General features: G+C 71.4%; 17 protein-coding genes. 8 read left to right on the forward strand and 9 right to left on the reverse strand.

The features are described from left to right. Window position 1: 1 nt before the first annotated feature. On the reverse strand, window positions 2-721 hold the full coding sequence (locus tag AMYTH_RS0132920) for a phosphatidylserine decarboxylase (protein ID WP_017985295.1): 720 nt from the start codon (window positions 719-721) through the stop codon (window positions 2-4). Between the two features lie 215 nt (window positions 722-936). Between AMYTH_RS0132920 and AMYTH_RS46195 the strand changes: the two genes are divergently transcribed. After that, window positions 937-1,146 carry a hypothetical protein gene (locus tag AMYTH_RS46195; RefSeq protein ID WP_037322861.1) on the forward strand — a complete coding sequence of 70 codons (210 nt, stop codon included), beginning with the start codon at window positions 937-939 and terminating at the stop codon, window positions 1,144-1,146. 63 nt (window positions 1,147-1,209) lie between these two features. On the opposite strand, the gene moeA is transcribed toward AMYTH_RS46195, so the two are convergent. After that, on the reverse strand, window positions 1,210-2,433 hold the full coding sequence (gene moeA, locus AMYTH_RS0132930; protein ID WP_027933797.1) for a molybdopterin molybdotransferase MoeA: 1,224 nt from the start codon (window positions 2,431-2,433) through the stop codon (window positions 1,210-1,212). Window positions 2,434-2,502: 69 nt separating this feature from the next. Between moeA and AMYTH_RS0132935 the strand changes: the two genes are divergently transcribed. The 4 genes from AMYTH_RS0132935 (at window position 2,503) to groL (ending at window position 6,984) form a co-directional block, all read left to right on the forward strand. Further along, window positions 2,503-3,090 (forward strand): AIM24 family protein, encoded by a 588-nt coding sequence (locus tag AMYTH_RS0132935; protein ID WP_027933798.1) that lies wholly within the window; start codon window positions 2,503-2,505, stop codon window positions 3,088-3,090. Between the two features lie 94 nt (window positions 3,091-3,184). Then, complete coding sequence (locus AMYTH_RS0132940) at window positions 3,185-3,391, forward strand: cold-shock protein (RefSeq protein WP_017985292.1); 207 nt, start codon at window positions 3,185-3,187, stop codon at window positions 3,389-3,391. A 78-nt stretch (window positions 3,392-3,469) separates the two neighbouring features. Continuing rightward, entirely contained in the window at window positions 3,470-5,137 is a 1,668-nt protein-coding gene (locus AMYTH_RS0132945; RefSeq protein WP_209440807.1) for a serine/threonine-protein kinase, read from the forward strand. A gap of 215 nt (window positions 5,138-5,352) precedes the next feature. Next, window positions 5,353-6,984, forward strand: coding sequence for a chaperonin GroEL (gene groL / locus AMYTH_RS0132950; protein WP_017985290.1), 1,632 nt, complete (start codon window positions 5,353-5,355; stop codon window positions 6,982-6,984). A gap of 56 nt (window positions 6,985-7,040) precedes the next feature. On the opposite strand, the gene AMYTH_RS0132955 is transcribed toward groL, so the two are convergent. Further along, window positions 7,041-7,241, reverse strand: coding sequence for a PspC domain-containing protein (locus tag AMYTH_RS0132955; protein ID WP_027933800.1), 201 nt, complete (start codon window positions 7,239-7,241; stop codon window positions 7,041-7,043). Between the two features lie 106 nt (window positions 7,242-7,347). Here AMYTH_RS0132955 and AMYTH_RS0132960 point away from each other — a divergent pair, with 106 nt between their 5' ends. Further along, on the forward strand, window positions 7,348-9,702 hold the full coding sequence (locus AMYTH_RS0132960; RefSeq protein WP_027933801.1) for a xanthine dehydrogenase family protein molybdopterin-binding subunit: 2,355 nt from the start codon (window positions 7,348-7,350) through the stop codon (window positions 9,700-9,702). Window positions 9,703-9,925: 223 nt separating this feature from the next. Here AMYTH_RS0132960 and AMYTH_RS0132965 read toward each other — a convergent pair whose 3' ends face one another. Further along, complete coding sequence (locus AMYTH_RS0132965; protein ID WP_037322865.1) at window positions 9,926-10,879, reverse strand: o-succinylbenzoate synthase; 954 nt, start codon at window positions 10,877-10,879, stop codon at window positions 9,926-9,928. A gap of 293 nt (window positions 10,880-11,172) precedes the next feature. On the opposite strand from AMYTH_RS0132965, the gene AMYTH_RS0132970 reads away from it, so the two are divergent. Beyond that, window positions 11,173-12,138 (forward strand): zinc-dependent alcohol dehydrogenase, encoded by a 966-nt coding sequence (locus AMYTH_RS0132970; protein ID WP_027933803.1) that lies wholly within the window; start codon window positions 11,173-11,175, stop codon window positions 12,136-12,138. A gap of 3 nt (window positions 12,139-12,141) precedes the next feature. Here the strand turns inward: AMYTH_RS0132970 and AMYTH_RS0132975 are convergent, their stop codons facing one another. Beyond that, window positions 12,142-12,963: an IclR family transcriptional regulator domain-containing protein gene (locus tag AMYTH_RS0132975; protein ID WP_027933804.1), complete on the reverse strand. Its 822-nt coding sequence runs from the start codon at window positions 12,961-12,963 to the stop codon at window positions 12,142-12,144. A gap of 64 nt (window positions 12,964-13,027) precedes the next feature. Here AMYTH_RS0132975 and AMYTH_RS0132980 point away from each other — a divergent pair, with 64 nt between their 5' ends. Next, window positions 13,028-13,600 (forward strand): type 1 glutamine amidotransferase domain-containing protein, encoded by a 573-nt coding sequence (locus AMYTH_RS0132980; RefSeq protein WP_027933805.1) that lies wholly within the window; start codon window positions 13,028-13,030, stop codon window positions 13,598-13,600. Between the two features lie 29 nt (window positions 13,601-13,629). Here the strand turns inward: AMYTH_RS0132980 and AMYTH_RS0132985 are convergent, their stop codons facing one another. The 4 genes from AMYTH_RS0132985 to AMYTH_RS0133000 all read right to left on the reverse strand — a co-directional run bounded on the left by AMYTH_RS0132985 (window position 13,630) and on the right by AMYTH_RS0133000 (window position 17,669). Beyond that, window positions 13,630-14,469, reverse strand: coding sequence for a DUF72 domain-containing protein (locus AMYTH_RS0132985; RefSeq protein WP_027933806.1), 840 nt, complete (start codon window positions 14,467-14,469; stop codon window positions 13,630-13,632). Window positions 14,470-14,503: 34 nt separating this feature from the next. Continuing rightward, window positions 14,504-15,280: a DUF4253 domain-containing protein gene (locus tag AMYTH_RS0132990; protein ID WP_027933807.1), complete on the reverse strand. Its 777-nt coding sequence runs from the start codon at window positions 15,278-15,280 to the stop codon at window positions 14,504-14,506. A 137-nt stretch (window positions 15,281-15,417) separates the two neighbouring features. Continuing rightward, a complete protein-coding gene (locus tag AMYTH_RS0132995) occupies window positions 15,418-15,882 on the reverse strand; it encodes a hypothetical protein (protein WP_228685046.1) in 465 nt (154 codons plus the stop codon). A 149-nt stretch (window positions 15,883-16,031) separates the two neighbouring features. Continuing rightward, the gene (locus tag AMYTH_RS0133000) at window positions 16,032-17,669 is read right to left on the reverse strand and encodes a DNA repair helicase XPB (protein WP_017985281.1); all 1,638 of its coding nucleotides are present in this window, start codon (window positions 17,667-17,669) and stop codon (window positions 16,032-16,034) included.

Raw genomic sequence — 17,669 nt, forward strand, 5'->3', positions numbered from 1 at the left:
ATCAGGCTCCTCGCTCCGGCAGCGAAGCCAGGGGCGTCTCGCCGCCGATCGTCCGCTGGCCCTTGCGCACCAGCACCTCACTGCCCGGCGGCAGGTAGATGTCCACCCGCGAGCCGAACCGGATCAGGCCGTAGGTGTCCCCGGCCCTGACCTTCTCACCGTCGGCGACCTGGCACAGGATCCGGCGCGCGACCAGCCCGGCGATCTGCACGACCACCAGCTCGTGCCCGGCCTCGGTGCGCAGCAGCACCGAGTTGCGCTCGTTGTCGTCGCTGGCCTTGTCCAGGTCGGCGGAGAGGAACTTGCCCGGCCGGTAGGCGACGCGCTCCACGACCCCGGTGGCGGGCACGCGCTGCACGTGCACGTCGAAGACCGACAGGAACACGCTGACCCGCATCCGCGGTTCGGCCGGCAGGCCCAGCTCCGCGGGCGGGGTGGCCTCCTCGATCAGCGAGACGATGCCGTCCGCCGCGGCGAGGACGAGGTCGTCCCGCTCCGGCGGCACGCGCTTGGGCTCGCGGAAGAACGCGGCGGTCGCCAGGGTCGCCAGCGCGCCGACAGCGCCCAGCGGCTTCCAGGCCCGCCGCAGCAGCAGCGTGGCCGCGACCCCGCCGGCGACGAACGGCCGCCCGGCGGGGTGCATGGGCGGCAACGTCTCGCGCGCGAGGTTCAGGGCATGGGTGATCGGATTGCTCGCCTTGTCCGGCGCAGTGCTGCTCATCGAAGCGGTGTCCCGATTGGTTCGTGTCCAAGGTGTGACCGGTCCGTGACGCCAGGCGAGGCGTGCTGATTCGCCGATCCGGGTATCCACGCTACCGCCAGGTCCGCGTGGCCCGTTCCGCATCCCGCCGAACGGGCCCCCGTGCGGGGCGGGCGTTGCTAACGATTCGTGGTGACGGCCGATGCAGACCGTAGTAACAGCAGAGAGGAACCGTCATGTCGGCCCCGGAGCGCATCCGCGAAGAGCGCCTTTCCGAGCTGTTCCAGGCATGGCGCGCGGACATCGACAGCGTTCCGTTACCCCGGCTGGTGTCCACCGAAACCGCGGTGGCGCTGGTGCGTTGCGCGCGAGCCCTCGATTCGTCGCGCCGGGCCGCTGAACCCCCCGACGGCCCAGCGGCCCGGCGTGACGGGCTGGTGCCGTAGGGGCTGAATCTTAGCCTCCGCAAGCGAATCAGTAACCAGTCGTAGGCCAACTGTTACAAGAAGTCACACTGAGGTACCAGTCGGCAGGAGGAGCACGTCCACCTCGCTGCCCTCCGCCGCGTCCACCACGTCCTCCGGCAGCTCGATCAGGCAGTTGGCCTGCGCGAACGCAGCCAGCAGGTGCGAGCCCGGTCCGCCGCGCGGGCCGACCTCGCCGGTCACCTCGCCGTCGTGCTGCGAGTAGAACCCGCGGCGGAACTGACGCCGCCCGGCAGGCGAGCGCAGTGACTCGGTGAGCCGCGCCCGCACCCGCAGCCGGTCCACCTGCCGGTGGCCGAGCGCGGTCAGGATCGCCGGCCGCAGGAACACCTCGAACGACACCAGCACGCTCACCGGGTTGCCGGGCAGGGTCACCACCGGCACCCCGTGCCACCGGCCGTTGCCCTGCGGGCCGCCCGGCTGCATGGCCACCTTGACGAACTCGACGCCGGCGCCGGCCAGGGAGTCCTTCACCACCTCGTAGGCGCCCGCGCTGACCCCGCCGGAGGTCACCACGAGGTCGGCGTCCGCGAGCCGCGGCTCGATGGCCGACCGGAACTCCTCGACGTCGTCGACCACGCTGCGCACCACCTCGACCCGGCAGCCCAGCGCACGGATCGCGGCGGCCAGCATGATGCTGTTCGACTCGTAGATCTGCCCGTGCCGCAGCTCCTGGGGCGGGGTCACCAGCTCCGAACCGGTCGACACCACGAGCACCCGCAGCGGAGCGTGCACGGTCAGCCGGTCCAGGCCGACCGCGGCGGCCAGCCCGAGCTGCGCCGGCCCGAGGACGGTGCCGGCATGCAGCGCGACCGTGCCCGCGGTGACGTCCTCGCCCGTGCGGCGCAGATGCGTGCCGACCGCGGCCGGCTCCCGGATCGACACCTTCTCGGTGCCGCCGTCGGTGTCCTCGACCTTCACCACCGCGTCCGCGCCCGGCGGCATCGGCGCGCCGGTCATGATGCGGTGCGCGGTGCCCGGCAGCAGCGGCGGCACGTCGGTGCGCCCGGCCGGGATGTCCTCGGCGACCGGCAGCTCGACCGGGGTCGCGGCGGTGGCGGACGCGACGTCGACCGCGCGCACCGCGTAGCCGTCCATGGCCGAGTTGTCGAACGGCGGCAGCGAGACGCCGGCGGGGACGTCCTCGGCCAGCACCAGCCCGGGGCACTCGGCCAGCGGGAGCGCGGTCGCCGGGGCGGTGCCCAGCAGCTCGGTGACGGCGGCGCGGTAGGTGTCGACGGAAATCACGCGGACCATCCTGCCTCGCCGGGGTGGCCGTGCAACACTTCCCCCGCTCGTTGATCTGGAGGGGGAGGCATGCAGGTCCGCACCCGGCACACGCCAGCGTTCGGCGTCGCCCGAGTGATCCTGGGTCCCGGCGAAGCCGTGCAGGCACGGGGCGAGTCGATGTTCGCGAGCAGCTTCGGACTCACCGAGGTGGGCGGCGGCCGCAAGTCGCCGTCGGTGTTCACCGCGCCCAAGGAAGGCGGCTGGCTCGACCTCGCGCCCGCCGAAGCCGGCGACGTCTACCCGCTGGAGTTCGACGGCCGCACCGGCTGGTGCGTGGCGCGGCAGGCCGTGCTCGCCCGCCCGGCGTCGGTGCGCGCCGACTCGTGGCCGGGCCTGCAGGCGATGTTCGGCGCCGAGCACGGGTTCCTGGAGCACTACAGCGGGACGGGCCCGCTCGTGCTCGCCTGCGCCGGGCCGGTGGACCAGTTCCAGCTCGCGGCGGGCGAGCTGATCTCCGTCCGGCCGGGGCACCTGCTGGCCTACCCGGACAGCGTCCAGTGCCGCCTGCGGGCGTTGGATCCTTCGGGGCAACAGTCGATCCGGACGGGCGACGGGCTCATGATCGACTTCGCGGGACCGGGCACGCTTTTGGTGCAAGCGCGTAAATCTCGCTGAATCTTATTGATCCTTCGCGTTTCTCCGGTACCGTGACTTCCACTTCGGGAGCCGGGCGGGCACGGCTCTCGGTGGTTTTCGCAAGGAGGAAACCGTGGCTGTTGGCACGGTCAAGTGGTTCAATTCCGAAAAAGGCTACGGGTTCATCGCGTCCCCCGAGGGACCTGATGTGTTCGTGCATTACTCGGCCATCCAGTCGGACGGATTCCGCACTTTGGACGAGGGCGATCAAGTCGAGTTCCAGATCGAGGCCGGCCGGGACGGCCGGACACAGGCAGCGGACGTCCGCAAAGTGTCCTAGGGGGCGGCCGCTTCCCCGCCACCACCCTCAACGGAGACGCTTCGCGTCGCTGTGGAAGCCGGCAGTAGGCTGCCCCGTGTGACAGGCGATGTGTCGGGGGACCTCACCGGTCGCCGGCTGGGCAACTACCGCATAGACGGAGTGCTCGGCAAGGGTGGCATGAGCGTCATGTACAAGGCCACCGACGTGCGGCTCGGCCGCAAGGTGGCCTTGAAGGTGATCGGCGAGCACCTCGGTGCCGACGCCGAGTTCCGCGAACGGTTCGTGGACGAGGCGCGCAACACCTCCGCCGTGGATCACGCGAACGTCGTGCCGTTGTACGACTTCGGTGAGCTCGACGGGATGCTCTACATCGCCATGCGCCTCGTCGACGGGGCGGATCTGGCGAGTCTCATCGCGGACGGACCAATCTCCCCCGACCGCACCCTGCGGTTGCTGGACCAGGTCGCGGACGCGCTGGACTGCCTGCACGAACGCGGCCTGGTCCACCTCGACGTCAAACCGGCCAACGTGCTGGTCACCAGCCGGGAGTCGGCGCGCGAGCACGTCTACGTCGCCGACTTCGGGCTGACCCGGCGCGGCGCGACCGGTCACCGCACCCGTGGTGGCGACTTCCTCGGGTCGCCGACCTACGCCGCGCCGGAACACCTGCGCGGGGAGCCACTGGACGGGCGCACCGACCAGTACGCGCTGGCGTGCGTGCTGTACGCGTGCCTCACCGGGCAGCCCCCGTTCAGCGGCGACGTGCCGACGGTCATCAAGGGGCACCTCGCCGTCGAACCGCCCGCGGTGTCGGGCGTGGTCGGGCTGCCCTCCGCCGTCGACGAGGTCGTACGCAAGGGCATGGCCAAGGCCCCGGCGGACCGCTACGACAACTGCGTCGAGCTGATCACGGCGGCGCGCAAGGCCCTCGGCCCGGCCGCCGCCTCGACGACGCCGCCGGGGCCGCCCCAGGTCGCGACACGGGAGGCCGGCATGCAGCCGTACCCGCCGGGACAGCCGGGCGGCCACCCCGGCCCGCACGGCGCAGGCCAGGGTGCCGGCCAGCCGGGCTCGGGGCAGCCGGGCGCTGGTGGCCCGGGCGCCGGCCAGGCCGGCGGACAGCCGGGCTCCGGTCAACCTGGGCAGCCCGGTCCGGGCGTGCAACCGGGCACCGGTGGCCCCGGCGTCGGCCAGGGCGTTGGGCAGGGCGTTGGGCAGCCCGGTCCGGGGCAGCCGGGCGCTGGTGCCTCGGGCATCGGCCAGGCCGGCGGTCAGCCGGGTCAGCCAGGCGCCGTCCACAGCGGTGGCCACCCCGGCCAAGGACACCAGCCCGGTCCCGGCGGCCCGCAGGGCCACGGCGATCAGCAGGGGCGCCCCGGCCAGCCGGGCCCCTACGGCCCGCCCGGCCACCAGCCGCCCGGGAACCCGTACGGCCACCCCGGCATGCCGGCGCCGCAGTTCCACCCGAACGCCCCGCAGGGCCAGCCGTGGAATCCGGGCTGGCCCCAGCGACAGCCCTACGGTTACGGGCAGCAGCCGCCGAAGAAGGGTGGCGGCCTCAAGTGGCTGTGGGCGGGCCTGGCCGGGCTCGTCGTCGTCGCGGCGGTCGTCGTGACCCTCGTTCTGGTGAATCGCGGCGGCGGCTCCGGGCCCGCGCCGACCACCGCGCCCAACATCCCCGTCGGTCCCACCGGCGGCGCGACCGGCCAGTCCACCGGCGGCGGCCCGCCGCCCGCGACGATCTCCATCAAACCGAGCCCCTGACGTGCGGTTCTTGCACTCGCCCCCGGAGAGTGCTAAACAGGCGTTGGCACTCGGCGGTGTCGAGTGCCAACGCACCAATGGTCGGGACGGTGAGGCCGGCTCGGAACACCGAGCAGGTCGTCCGTCGCGGGCACCGAGCCTGGCCGAGCTAAGTGTCCTGCTGCCAGTCCTGAAGCAGGTCATGGCAGCGACCACTACCGGAGGACAACACCCCAATGGCCAAACTGATCGCGTTCGACGAGGACGCCCGCCGCGGGCTTGAGCGCGGACTCAACACCCTGGCCGACGCCGTCAAGGTGACGCTTGGCCCCCGTGGCCGCAACGTCGTGCTCGAAAAGAAGTGGGGCGCGCCGACGATCACCAACGACGGTGTCTCCATCGCCAAGGAGATCGAGCTCGAGGACCCGTGGGAGAAGATCGGGGCCGAGCTCGTCAAGGAAGTCGCCAAGAAGACCGACGACGTAGCCGGTGACGGCACCACCACCGCCACCGTGCTGGCCCAGGCGCTCGTGCGCGAAGGTCTGCGCAACGTGGCCGCCGGTGCCGACCCGATCGCCCTCAAGCGTGGCATCGAGCAGGCGGTCGAGGCCGTCGTCGAGCAGCTGCACAAGGCCGCCAAGGAGGTCGAGACCAAGGAGCAGATCGCTGCCACCGCCTCGATCTCGGCCGCGGACCGCACCATCGGCGAGCTGATCGCCGAGGCGCTGGACAAGGTCGGCAAGGAAGGCGTCGTCACCGTCGAGGAGTCGAACACCTTCGGCCTCGAGCTCGAGCTCACCGAGGGTATGCGCTTCGACAAGGGCTACATCTCGGGCTACTTCGTCACCGACGCCGAGCGCCAGGAAGCCGTCCTGGAGGACCCGTACATCCTCCTGTTCGGCTCGAAGGTCTCGAACGTCAAGGACCTGCTGCCGGTCCTGGAGAAGGTCATGCAGTCGGGCAAGCCGCTGCTGATCATCGCCGAGGACGTCGAGGGCGAGGCCCTGGCCACCCTGGTCGTCAACAAGATCCGCGGCACCTTCAAGTCCGTCGCCGTCAAGGCTCCGGGCTTCGGTGACCGCCGCAAGGCCATCCTGCAGGACATCGCGATCCTGACCGGTGGCCAGGTCATCTCCGAGGACGTGGGCCTCAAGCTGGAGAACGCGGACCTGAACCTGCTGGGCAAGGCCCGCAAGGCCGTCATCACCAAGGACGAGACGACCATCGTCGAGGGTGCCGGCGACGCGGACCAGATCCAGGGCCGTGTGAACCAGATCCGCGCCGAGATCGAGAAGTCGGACTCCGACTACGACCGCGAGAAGCTGCAGGAGCGGCTGGCCAAGCTGGCCGGCGGCGTGGCCGTCATCAAGGCCGGTGCCGCCACCGAGGTCGAGCTCAAGGAGCGCAAGCACCGCATCGAGGACGCCGTTCGCAACGCGAAGGCCGCCGTCGAGGAGGGCATCGTCGCCGGTGGTGGCGTGGCCCTGCTGCAGGCGTCCAAGGCTGCCTTCGAGGGCCTGCGCCTCTCGGGTGACGAGGCGACCGGTGCGAACATCGTCAAGGTCGCCGTCGAGGCTCCGCTCAAGCAGATCGCGGTCAACAGCGGTCTCGAGGGCGGCGTCGTGGCGGAGAAGGTCAAGGGTCTGCCGGAGGGCCACGGCCTGAACGCGGCGACCGGCGACTACGAGGACCTGGTCGCGGCCGGCGTCATCGACCCCGCCAAGGTGACCCGTTCGGCGCTGCAGAACGCGGCTTCGATCGCGGGCCTGTTCCTGACCACCGAGGCCGTCGTCGCCGACAAGCCGGAGAAGGCTGCTGCCGCTCCGGGTGGCGACCCGACCGGTGGCATGGGCGGCATGGACTTCTGATCCACCAGTCCGGCGAAAGCCCGGGTGCGCACCGCGCATCCGGGCTTTGTGCTGCGCTACTCCTGCGGCATGAGCATCCAGCAGATCGCGTAGAGCAGGATCGGCGCGCCGAACCCGAGCAGAGTCGCGGCGACGAGGACGATGCGGATGATGGCCGCGTCGACGCCGAGCAGCCGGGCCCAGCCACCGGCGACGCCGGCGATCATCTTGTCGGTGGAGCTGCGGCGGAGCTTCGTGGTGGTCGCTGTGTTCGTCATGTCCCCATCGTCGGCCGCGGTGGGTGGTGAGCGCATCGGGGACGAACCCCGAGCGCACCCGGAAACCTCTGGGCCAGGGTGCTCCGGGGCGGTTAAGGTCGGTCACATGGCGGGATCTTTGCTCGGCACCGAGGTCCGGCGGGTCGAGGACCCGGATCTGGTGCGTGGTCGTGGAACCTTCGTCGACAACCTGAAGTTCGAGGGCGTCTGCCATGTCGCCTTTGTCCGGTCGCCGTTCGCGCACGCGCTGGTCAACGGCATCGACACCGCGGAGGCTGCCGCGGCGCCGGGGGTGATCGCGGTGCTCACCGCCGCGGACCTCGACCTGGCCGAGCTACCGGTGTTCATGGACCTCAACCCGCGGGCGAAGCGGTACGCGCTGGCCACCGACCGGGTGCGCTTCGCCGGGGAGCCGGTGGCCGCCGTGGTCGCGGAAAGCGCGGCGGCTGCGGTGGACGCGCTCGAACTGGTCGATGTGGACTACGAACCGCTCCCCGCAGTGGTCGACCCCGAGCAGGCGCTGGACGACGGCGCGCCGCTGCAGTTCCCGGAAATCGGCTCGAACATCGCGGCCGGTGAGCGGGACGCCGTGGGCGACGAGGTGCTCGACGACGCCGATGTCGTGGTGCGTGCGCGGATCGAGAACCAGCGTCTGGCGGTGGCGCCGATGGAGGGCAACGCGATCGTCGCCCTGCCCGGCGACGGCGAGTTCGACCTGACGGTCTACGTGTCGACCCAGATGCCGCACGGCTTCCGGGCCGCGGCGGCGAAGCTGTTCGGCCTCGACGGTGACCGGATCCGCGTGGTGGCGCCGCACGTGGGTGGCGCGTTCGGCGGCAAGGTCGGGGTCACGGCCGAGCATGCGGTGGTGATCGAGGCGGCGCGGCGGTTCGGGCGGCCGGCGAAGTGGACGGAGACGCGGTCGGAGAACCTGCAGGCCTCGCCGCAGGGCCGGGCGCAGGTGCAGTACGGCGAGCTGGGGCTGCGGCGCGACGGGACGATCGTCGGCCTCCGCTGCCGGGTGGTCGGCGACGCGGGTGCGTACGCGGGGTTCGGCGGCGGGCTGGCGCTCGGTCCGACCAGGACGATGGCGCAGGGCGTGTACCGGATCCCGAAGATCAGCTACGCGGCGATAGCGGCGCTGACGAACACCGCGCCGGTCGGGGCGTTCCGCGGTGCGGGCCGTCCGGAGGCGACGGCGATGCTGGAGCGGCTGATGGACCTGGCCGCGGCGGAGCTGGGCATGGATCCGGCGGAGGTCCGGCGGCGCAACTTCCTGCGCCCGGAGGAGTTCCCGTACACGACGTTCAGCGGCGCGAGCTACGACAGCGGCGACTACGACCTGCCGCTGCGGAAGGCCTTGGAGGTCGCGGGTTACGACGAGCTGCGGGCCGAGCAGCGGCGGCGCATCGCGGCCGGCGAGTCGCGGCTGCTGGGGATCGGGGTGAGCGCGTACGTCGAGATCACCGGTGGCGGCAGCGGCGAGTTCGCGTCGGTGGAGGTCCGGGCGGACGGAACGGCGGCGATCAAGGTCGGCACGTCCGGGCACGGGCAGGGCCACGCGACGTCGTTCGCGATGCTGGTGGCCGACGCGCTGGAGATACCGCTGGAGTCGGTCGAGTTCGTGCAGTCGGACACGGCCGCGGTGCCGCGCGGCGCCGGCACGGGCGGTTCGCGTTCGCTGCAGGTGGGCGGCAGCGCGGTGCGGCAGGCGGCGGACCTGGTGCTGGAGCGCGCCCGCGAGCTGGCCGCGTCGCGGCTGGAGGCGGGCGTGGACGACATCGTGCTGACCGACGGGCGGCTCGGCGTGGCGGGGGTCCCGCAGGCGACGATCGGCTGGGCGGAGCTGGCCGAGGCCGCCGCGGCGGAGGGCCGCCCGCTGCTGGAGACGACGGACTTCAAGCCGGGCGGGGCAACGTTCCCGTTCGGGGCGCACGTGTCGGTGGTCGAGGTGGACGTCGAGACGGGCTTCGTGAAGCCGTTGCGGCACATCGCCGTGGACGACTGCGGGCGCGTGCTGAACCCGATGATCGTGCGCGGGCAGCAGCACGGCGGCGCGGTGCAGGGGATCGCGCAGGCGTTGTGGGAGCAGGTCTCCTACGACGAGGACGGCAACCAGGTGACCGCGACCTTCGCCGACTACCACCTCCCCACGGCCGCCGACGTGCCGACGCTGGAGGTCAGCAACACCGAGACGTTGACCGACCGGAACCCGTTGGGCGCCAAGGGAATCGGCGAGTCGGCGACGGTGGGTTCAACGCCGGCGGTGCAGAACGCGGTGATCGACGCGCTGGCTCATCTGGGCGTGCGGCACATCGACATGCCGCTGACACCGCAGCGCGTGTGGCGCGCCGTGCGGTCCGGAGAGCCGGTGACCTGGCGGGAGCCACCTGCGGCGTTCGAGACGCTGCCCGTGCGCTCGTTGGCCGCGTCCGCGGACGCAGACGAGGCAGTGGCTTAGCCCGCCGGTTGTCGATCGCAGTGTGGGGCGCTGGCTTGGCTCGCCCCACACCGCGGCACTGCGGAGCCGCAGTTCCGTCGTGTCTATCGGCCCGGTTCCGGCGCCTGCCGCAGGACGGGGAGGTAACCGTCCATAGGGGACAGTTAGCTGTCGGTGCGCTAGTTGGCCGCCTCTTCGCACGCAGAGCACGGCGCGGTGATTCAACCCGCGTCGGACGTTGCGTCTACCGTTGGCCCTCGACGCGACGGAGGCGATCGAGCCAAGCCTTCGCGGTGGCCTCGTCCGCGGCGGTTTCGGCTGCGCGGTCCGGTTCCGGCGCCTGCCGCAGGACCGGCAGGTAACCGTCCACAGGGGACAGTGAGTGACTGGTCGTGTCGTCGGTGAGGAGGGACATCGTGCCCAGGCCGCAGGCGAACTCCAGCTCGGGCAGCGCCCCGGCGAGCGCGAGGCCCGCCGCCAGCCCGACGCTGGTCTCCACCGCCGACGACACCACGCACGGCAGTCCGGCGGCCTCGGCGACCTCCAGCGCCCGGCGGACACCGCCGAGGGGAGCGACCTTGATCACGGCCACGTCGGCCGCGTTCGCGACCGCCACCCGAAGCGGATCCTCGGCCCGTCGGATCGACTCGTCCGCCGCGATGCGCACATCCACCTTCCGCCGCACGGCGGCCAGCTCATCGATCGACGGGCACGGCTGTTCGACGTACTCGAGCCCACCCGCGGCACGATCCAGCTCGCGAATCGCCTTCACCGCGGTGTCGACGTCCCAGGCGGTGTTCGCGTCGACGCGAATCGCCCCGCCAGGCCCGAGCGCGTCCCGGACGGCCGCCACCCGCTCGCAGTCCTCCACAATGGACGCACGCGGATCGGCGACCTTGACCTTGGCGGTCCGGCACCCCGACGCGGCGACCATCTCGTAGGCGGCGTCGGCCCCGACGACGGGCACGGTGGTGTTCACCTCGACCCGATCCCGCACCGGAGCCGGCCACCCCAGCTGGGAGGCCTCCACCGCGGCCGCGAGCCAGGGCGCACTTTCGCGGTCGTCGTAGTCGGCGAACGGGCAGAACTCCCCCCAGCCCGCGGGGCCGCGCAGGAGCACCCCTTCGCGCACGGTGATTCCGCGGAACCGGTTCCGCAGGGGGATCGCGTAGACCAGGTGCTCATCCACAGCAAGCATCCTCGCACGCTGCGGAGCACGAACCCGCGCAGGCGCTGTGGGCCAGTGGCAGCCCGCCATGTGAGCCAATTCGAGACTGCCCAGTCCACGATCGAGGTCCTCCCCGATCGGCGTACCGTGCCTGCCCCGCCGTCCAGCCAGATCGATCGCCGCGCGGGCCTGCCTGCGCGCCCCCCGATCGCCCCTCCCGCGAACCAGCTCCACCGCCCAATGCGCCGAACCCAACCTCAGCTAATGGACTAACTGGTTAATTAGCGGTTAGCATGCGAGGTGCGGACATGTGGAGGTAGTGAATGAAGGCCGTAGTGCTGGCCGAGCCCGAGGTAATGCGGCTCGTCGACCTGCCGGAACCCGAGATCGGGCCACGTGAGGTTCTCGTGCGCATGCGGGGCCTCGGCCTGTGCGGGTCGGACCTCGGCGTCTACCGCGGCGCTCGCGAGGTGCCCGAGCGGCCGTGGCTGATGGGGCACGAGGGCGTCGGCGAGATCGTGGCCGTCGGGGCGGACGTGGCGGACCGCGTGGTCGGCCAGCAGGTCGCGATCGAGCCGAACTACTGCTGCGGCCGGTGCGCGGCGTGCGTCGCCGGTTTCACCTCCGCGTGCACCGAGCGGGTGATCGTCGGCATGAACCACCCCGGTCTGCTGGCCGAGTACGTGGCGGTCCCGGCCGAGTTCGCCTGGCCCGCGGCGGAGACGGTCGCGCTGGAGGACCTCGTCTGCGCGGAGGCGCTGACCGTCGCGCGGTCGGCGATTCGCCGGTCCGGCGTCGAGCCTGGTCAGCGGGTCCTCGTGGTCGGTGCCGGCTCACAGGGTCTGCTGCTGTGCCTGGCGCTGCGGGCGCTCGGCGCGACGGTCGCGGTCCAGGAACCACACGAGGGACGCGCCGAACTGGCCCAGTCGTTCGGCGCCGAGACCGGCGTCGACGGCGAGTTCGACCTCCTCTTCGAAACCTCCGGGGTCCCGCAAGCCCTGCGCGCCGGCCTGGCACGCCTGCGCCGCGGCGGCACCGCCCTGCTCGTCGGCATCAACTCGCGCCCGCTGGAGCTGACCACCGCCGACCTGGTCTACCGCCAGCACACCCTCAAGGGCTCGCTCATCTACGACCACCCGGTCGACTTCGAGACGACCGTCGGCCTGCTCAACCGCGACAAGGTCCGGCCGGGCAAGGTGCTGCAGGCGCGGTTCCCGCTGGAAGAGGCCGCGCAGGCGTTCGCGTCGGTGCAGTCGGTCGCCGGCAAGTCCTGGATCAGCTTCGACTGACGCTTACCCCTCGGGCAGGTTCGCCAGATCCGCCTCGATCGACCACGCCGTGCGCAGCAGCTCGGGCACGTAGTCCCGCTCGACCAGGCCATGCCCGAGCCGATCCGGGTGCACCGAGGCGGTCACCGCGGCGAGCACCCGGCCGCGCCGGTGCCGCACCGGAGCGGCGATCGCATGCAGGTCGTCGTCGACGTCGTGTTCGGCCATGGCCCACCCGCGTTCCCGGACCTGCTCGATCTCCTTCGGCAGCCCGGCGATGTCCGGCAGCGCGTCGAGCCGCCGCGTGAGCTCGTCTTCGGGCAGCGCGGCGAGCAGCACCTGCCCGCTGGAGGTGACGTGGGCGGGCCGCCGCGCGCCGACGGCGAGGGTCGGCGGAGCGTGCCGCTGCCCGGGCACGACGGCCAGGTTCACCACGTCGCCCCTGTCGAGCAGGGCCAGCGAAGCCGTCTCGTTCAGCCGATGCGCCAGATCGTGCAGGTGCGGCTGCGCGATCTCGGGCAGGGCGAGCCCGGACAGGTAGGAGTACCCCAGGTCAAGAGTCTGCGCCGTGAGCCGGAACGCCTGCCCGTCGTAACGCACGTACCCGAGGTCGGCGAGGGTGAGCAGCAACCGACGCGCGGTCGCACGGTCCAGTCCCGTCCGCTTGGCCGCCGCGCTCGCCGTCAGCGCGGGGTGGTCCGCCCCGAAACACCGCAGGATCGCGAACGCGCGACCGACGGCCTGCACGAAATGCGGGCCGTGGCCAGGGCCTTCGCCGGCCGTCGTGCTCGTCATCGAACCCTCCGACTGCCACCCGATCGGCTTGTTCTCATCGTACGTCCGCATGTTTCACGCCCGCCCGGACGCGGGTAGTTCATCGCTGAATCCCCGGAACGGAAGGAGTGCAATCGTGGCGAACACACTCTCCGGTAAGCGAGTGGCCTTCGTCGTCGCACCGGAGGGCACCGAGCAGGTTGAACTGACCGAGCCCTGGAAGGCGGTCCAGGACGCGGGCGGTCAGCCGGAACTGGTGTCCACTTCGCCGGGCAGCATCCAGGCGTTCAACCACCTCGACAAGGCCGACACGTTCCCGGTCGACAAGGTCGTCACGGACGTCTCGCCGGACGATTTCGACGCGCTGGTCCTGCCGGGCGGTGTGGCGAACCCGGACTTCCTCCGCACCGTCCCCGACGCCGTCCGCTTCGTCCGCGGGTTCTTCTCGCAGCAGAAGCCCGTCGCGGCGATCTGCCACGCCCCGTGGACCCTCATCGAGGCCGACGTGGTGCGCGGCCGCCGGATGACGTCCTGGCCGTCCCTGCAGACCGACCTGCGCAATGCCGGTGCCGAGTGGGTGGACGAGGAAGTCGTGACCGACTCCGGTTTCGTCACCAGCCGGAAGCCGGACGACCTGCCCGCCTTCTGCAGCAAGCTGGTCGAGGAGTTCGCGGAGGGCAAGCACCGCGCCCAGGCGAAGAGCGCCTGACCCGTTGTTCAGGACGCCCGGTCGGCTTGTCAGGACGGCAGGTCGATCGGGCGGCTCGTGACCCCCAGCCGGGTCGCGAGCGCGATGGCGTCGCCGGGCGCCTTCACCTTGATGTCGTTGTCGAAGTAGACGTACACGTCCCGCGTCTTCCCGCCGCCGGTCCGCCGCCAGCGGCGGATCTTTCCTGCCCACCGTTGCAGGGCCTCGTCGGTGTAGCCACTCGCGTAGAGCTCCTCGTCGCCGTGCAGGCGGACGTAGACGAAGTCCGCGGTCACCTCCCCGAAACTCGGCCAGGTGCCGGCGGAGTCGGCCGCCACCAGTGCGATGTTGTTGTCCTGCAAGAGTTTCCGGCACTCGTCCGAGGAGAAACTCGGGTGCCGCGGTTCGAGCGCGTAGCGCAGGGGCCGGTTCGTCCCGGCTTCGGTGTGGGCCTCTCCCTTCAGTTTGTCGTCGTGCTTGCGGGCCAGTTCCGCGGCCGCCCGGGTGTCCCGGGGCAGGCTCGCGAAGAACTCCGCGAACCGTCCGGGTTCGAACGCGAAGTTCGCAGGCAGCTGCCAGAGGATCGGCCCGAGCTTGTGGCCCAGCGCCAGCACCCCCGACGCGAAGAAGTTCGCCAGCGGCGTCTCCGTGTCGGCCAGGCGCTTCATGTGGGTGATGAAGCGACCGCCCTTCACGGCGAACACGAAGTCGTCCGGCGTCTGCTCCGCCCAGGCCCGGTACCGCTCCGGGCGTTGGAGCGAGTAGAACGAGCCGTTGATCTCCACGGAGTTCACCTGCCGCGAGATGTACTCCAGCTCGCGGCGCTGCGCCAGGCCCTTCGGGTAGAACGTGCCCCGCCACGGCGGGTACCGCCAGCCCGAGGTGCCCACCCGGATTTCGGCGATGGTGACCTCCTCAACTCCGTCAGTCCCAGGAGAACCTCCAGTGCCGCCGGTGCACCAGGCCCGCGGCGTACTCGCGGAGGGTGCCCGGCTGCCCGGAGAAGCTGCGCAGGCTGAACGCGCGGTGCTCGGCGGCGAGGACGAGCGAGCGGTTCTGGTTGCGCGGCGGCGCCGCGACCGAGAGCTCCAGCTCGTCGAACCCGAGCACGATGAGCGTCGCCCCGAACCGGTCCTCCCAGCTGCGCAGGACCGCGGACACGGCGGCGACCTCGTCCGTGGACTTGATCATGCCCGTCCAGCCGAGTGCGGCGGGGACGTCGGCGGGCCGTTCGACCGGCACCAGGCCGAGGCGGTGGGGCGCGCGCCGGACGAGGATCGAGCCGGTGTTGCCTGCTTCGGCGAGCGGGTCCACCCGCAGCTGGGATTTCTTCGCCAGCCCGGGGAAACCGGCGCTGTACGGCCGCAGGCACCCGGTGCCGTCCGGGCAGCAGAACGGGTCCCACCATCGGGCCAGCGTGGCGGCGACGTCGACGTTGCCGACGCGGTGGACGGCGGGTGCGAGACGGCCGCGATCGGTCAGCCAGTCCTCGCCGGTCGCGGCGAAACGCGGGTCGTGCGGGATCAGCACGGGCCACAGTCCCGACCGGTCGAAACCGGCGATGCAGGCCCGGTACCGGCCGGGGTCGGCCAGCGGATCGTCGGAGACCCACATCCGCCCGATCCAGCGGCCGGGCGGCAGTTCGGTGTCGGTGAGTGCCTCGGCGACGAGGCTTTCCTCGGGTGTGGCGGCGGTGGTCACGAGACCTCCTCGGGATGGACTGCGTCGATGAGGTCGAACAGTAGTTCGAGGGTACGACAGTTTCCGGGCCCGAGATTTAGTTTTCGCCGGTTCACCCGATCGGTCGAACGGGTGTTCGAGATTCGTGGTAGCTTCGGTCACGAGCGGGTCGCACCCCGCCGTTGAACTGGGGTTTCGCCTGCACCTGCGTGAGTACCGGACCGCACGTGCAGGGCGAGGGCGAGCAGCCAGGCCCCAGTCAGCGCGAGCGCGAGCGGCAGCAACACGAACAGGTGCTGCCAGGCGACAGCCATCCCCATCGAAGCCAGGAGACACAGGACCAATGACGGCACGACCAGGCGCGGCCACCGGTACCCGGCGACCACCGGAGCCGCCGACAGCACCAGTCCCGCGAGACCGATCAGCGCCTTCGGCTCACCGCCGGAGAGCCACAGGACCAGCCACACCGTGCTGGGCACCGCCGCGAGCACGAAGCCGGCCCACGACGACGCCCGCGACAGACGGCGCGACACTGACGCGTCGGAGCGACGGGCACGGCGCCACATCGCCGTGGCCGCTACCGCGAACACCACGACGACGAAGCACACCCCTGCCCAAACCACGTCCAGGGGATTCCACGTTTTCGCGTGGACTATGCCTCGCGGGCGCGGCGGTCCACCGTGCGGTCGCCGGGTTGCGGCCGCCTCTGCCCGGAGGCGGGGCAGGCGCGTGGCGAACCGCGCTCGCGCCGCGGCGTGCTCTCCGAGGCGCGCTACAGGTAGGCGTCCGCGTCGTGGATCGAGTACGCGTAGCCCTGTTCGGCGAGGAAGCGCTGCCGGTGCGCGGCGTACTCGGTGTCCAGCGTGTCCCGCGAGACCACCGAGTAGAAGTGCGCCTGCCTGCCGTCGGCCTTCGGGCGCAACAGCCGGCCGAGCCGCTGGGCCTCCTCCTGCCGGGAACCGAACGTGCCCGAGACCTGGATGGCGACCGTCGCCTCCGGCAGGTCGATCGAGAAGTTGGCGACCTTCGACACCACGAGCTTGTCGATCTCACCGCGCCGGAACGCGTCGAACAGCGCCTCGCGCTCCTTGTTCCGCGTGGACCCCTGGATCACCGGCGCGTTCAGTTCGGCGCCGAGTTCCTCGAGCTGGTCCAGGTACGCGCCGATCACCAGCGTCTGATCGCCCGCGTGCTTGTCCAGAATGGACTTCACGACCGGGATCTTCGTGCGGGCGGTGGCCGCGAGCTTGTACTTGTCCTCGGATTCGGCGGTGGCGTACAGCAGGCGCTCGTTGTCGGTGAGGGTCACCCGCACCTCGATGCACTCCGCCGGGGCGATCCAGCCCTGCGCCTCGATGTCGCGCCACGGCGCGTCGTACCGCTTGGGGCCGATGAGCGAGAACACGTCGCCCTCGCGGCCGTCCTCGCGCACCAGCGTCGCGGTCAGCCCGAGCCGGCGGCGCGACTGCAGGTCCGCGGTCATCCGGAAGACGGGCGCAGGCAGCAGGTGCACCTCGTCGTAGACGATCAGGCCCCAGTCCCGGGAGTCGAACAGCTCCAGGTGCTTGTACTCGCCTTTGGACTTGCGCGTGATCACCTGGTAGGTGGCGATGGTGACCGGGCGGATCTCCTTCTTCTCGCCGGAGTACTCGCCGATCTCGTCCTCGGTCAGCGACGTGCGGGCCACCAGCTCGCGCTTCCACTGGCGTCCCGCGACGGTGTTGGTGACCAGGATGAGGGTGGTGGCCTGCGCGCGCGCCATCGCCGCGGCGCCGACGAGCGTCTTGCCCGCGCCGCAGGGCAGCACGACGACGCCGGAACCGCCTGCCCAGAACGCCTCCGCGGCCTGCCGCTGGTAGTCGCGCAGGCCCCAGCCGGTCTCGGCCAGCTGCATCGGGTGCGCCTCGCCGTCGACGTAGCCCGCCAGGTCCTCGGCGGGCCAGCCCACCTTGAGCAGCGCCTGCTTGAGCCGGCCCCGCTCGGACGGGTGCACCAGGACGGTGTCGTCGTCGATCCGGGTGCCCAGCATCGGGCTGATCTTCTTGTTGCGCAGCACCTCTTCCAGCACCGCGCGGTCGGTCGTGGTCATGACCAGGCCGTGAGCGGGGTTGTTGGTGATCTGCAGCCGCCCGAACCGCGCCATCGTGTCGACGATGTCGATCAGCAACGGCTGTGGGACCGGGAAGCGCGAGTAGGTGGTGAGGGCGTCCACCACCTGCTCGGCGTCGTGACCGGCGGCGCGCGCGTTCCACAACGCAAGCGGTGTCACGCGGTAGGTGTGCACGTGCTCGGGGGCCCGTTCCAGTTCGGCGAACGGGGCGATCGCGATCCGGGCGTCGTCGGCCATCGGGTGGTCGACTTCGAGCAGCACGGTCTTGTCGGATTGGACGATCAACGGGCCATCGGTCAC

It is taken from the genome of Amycolatopsis thermoflava N1165 (genome assembly GCF_000473265.1).
Lineage (GTDB): Bacteria > Actinomycetota > Actinomycetes > Mycobacteriales > Pseudonocardiaceae > Amycolatopsis_E > Amycolatopsis_E thermoflava.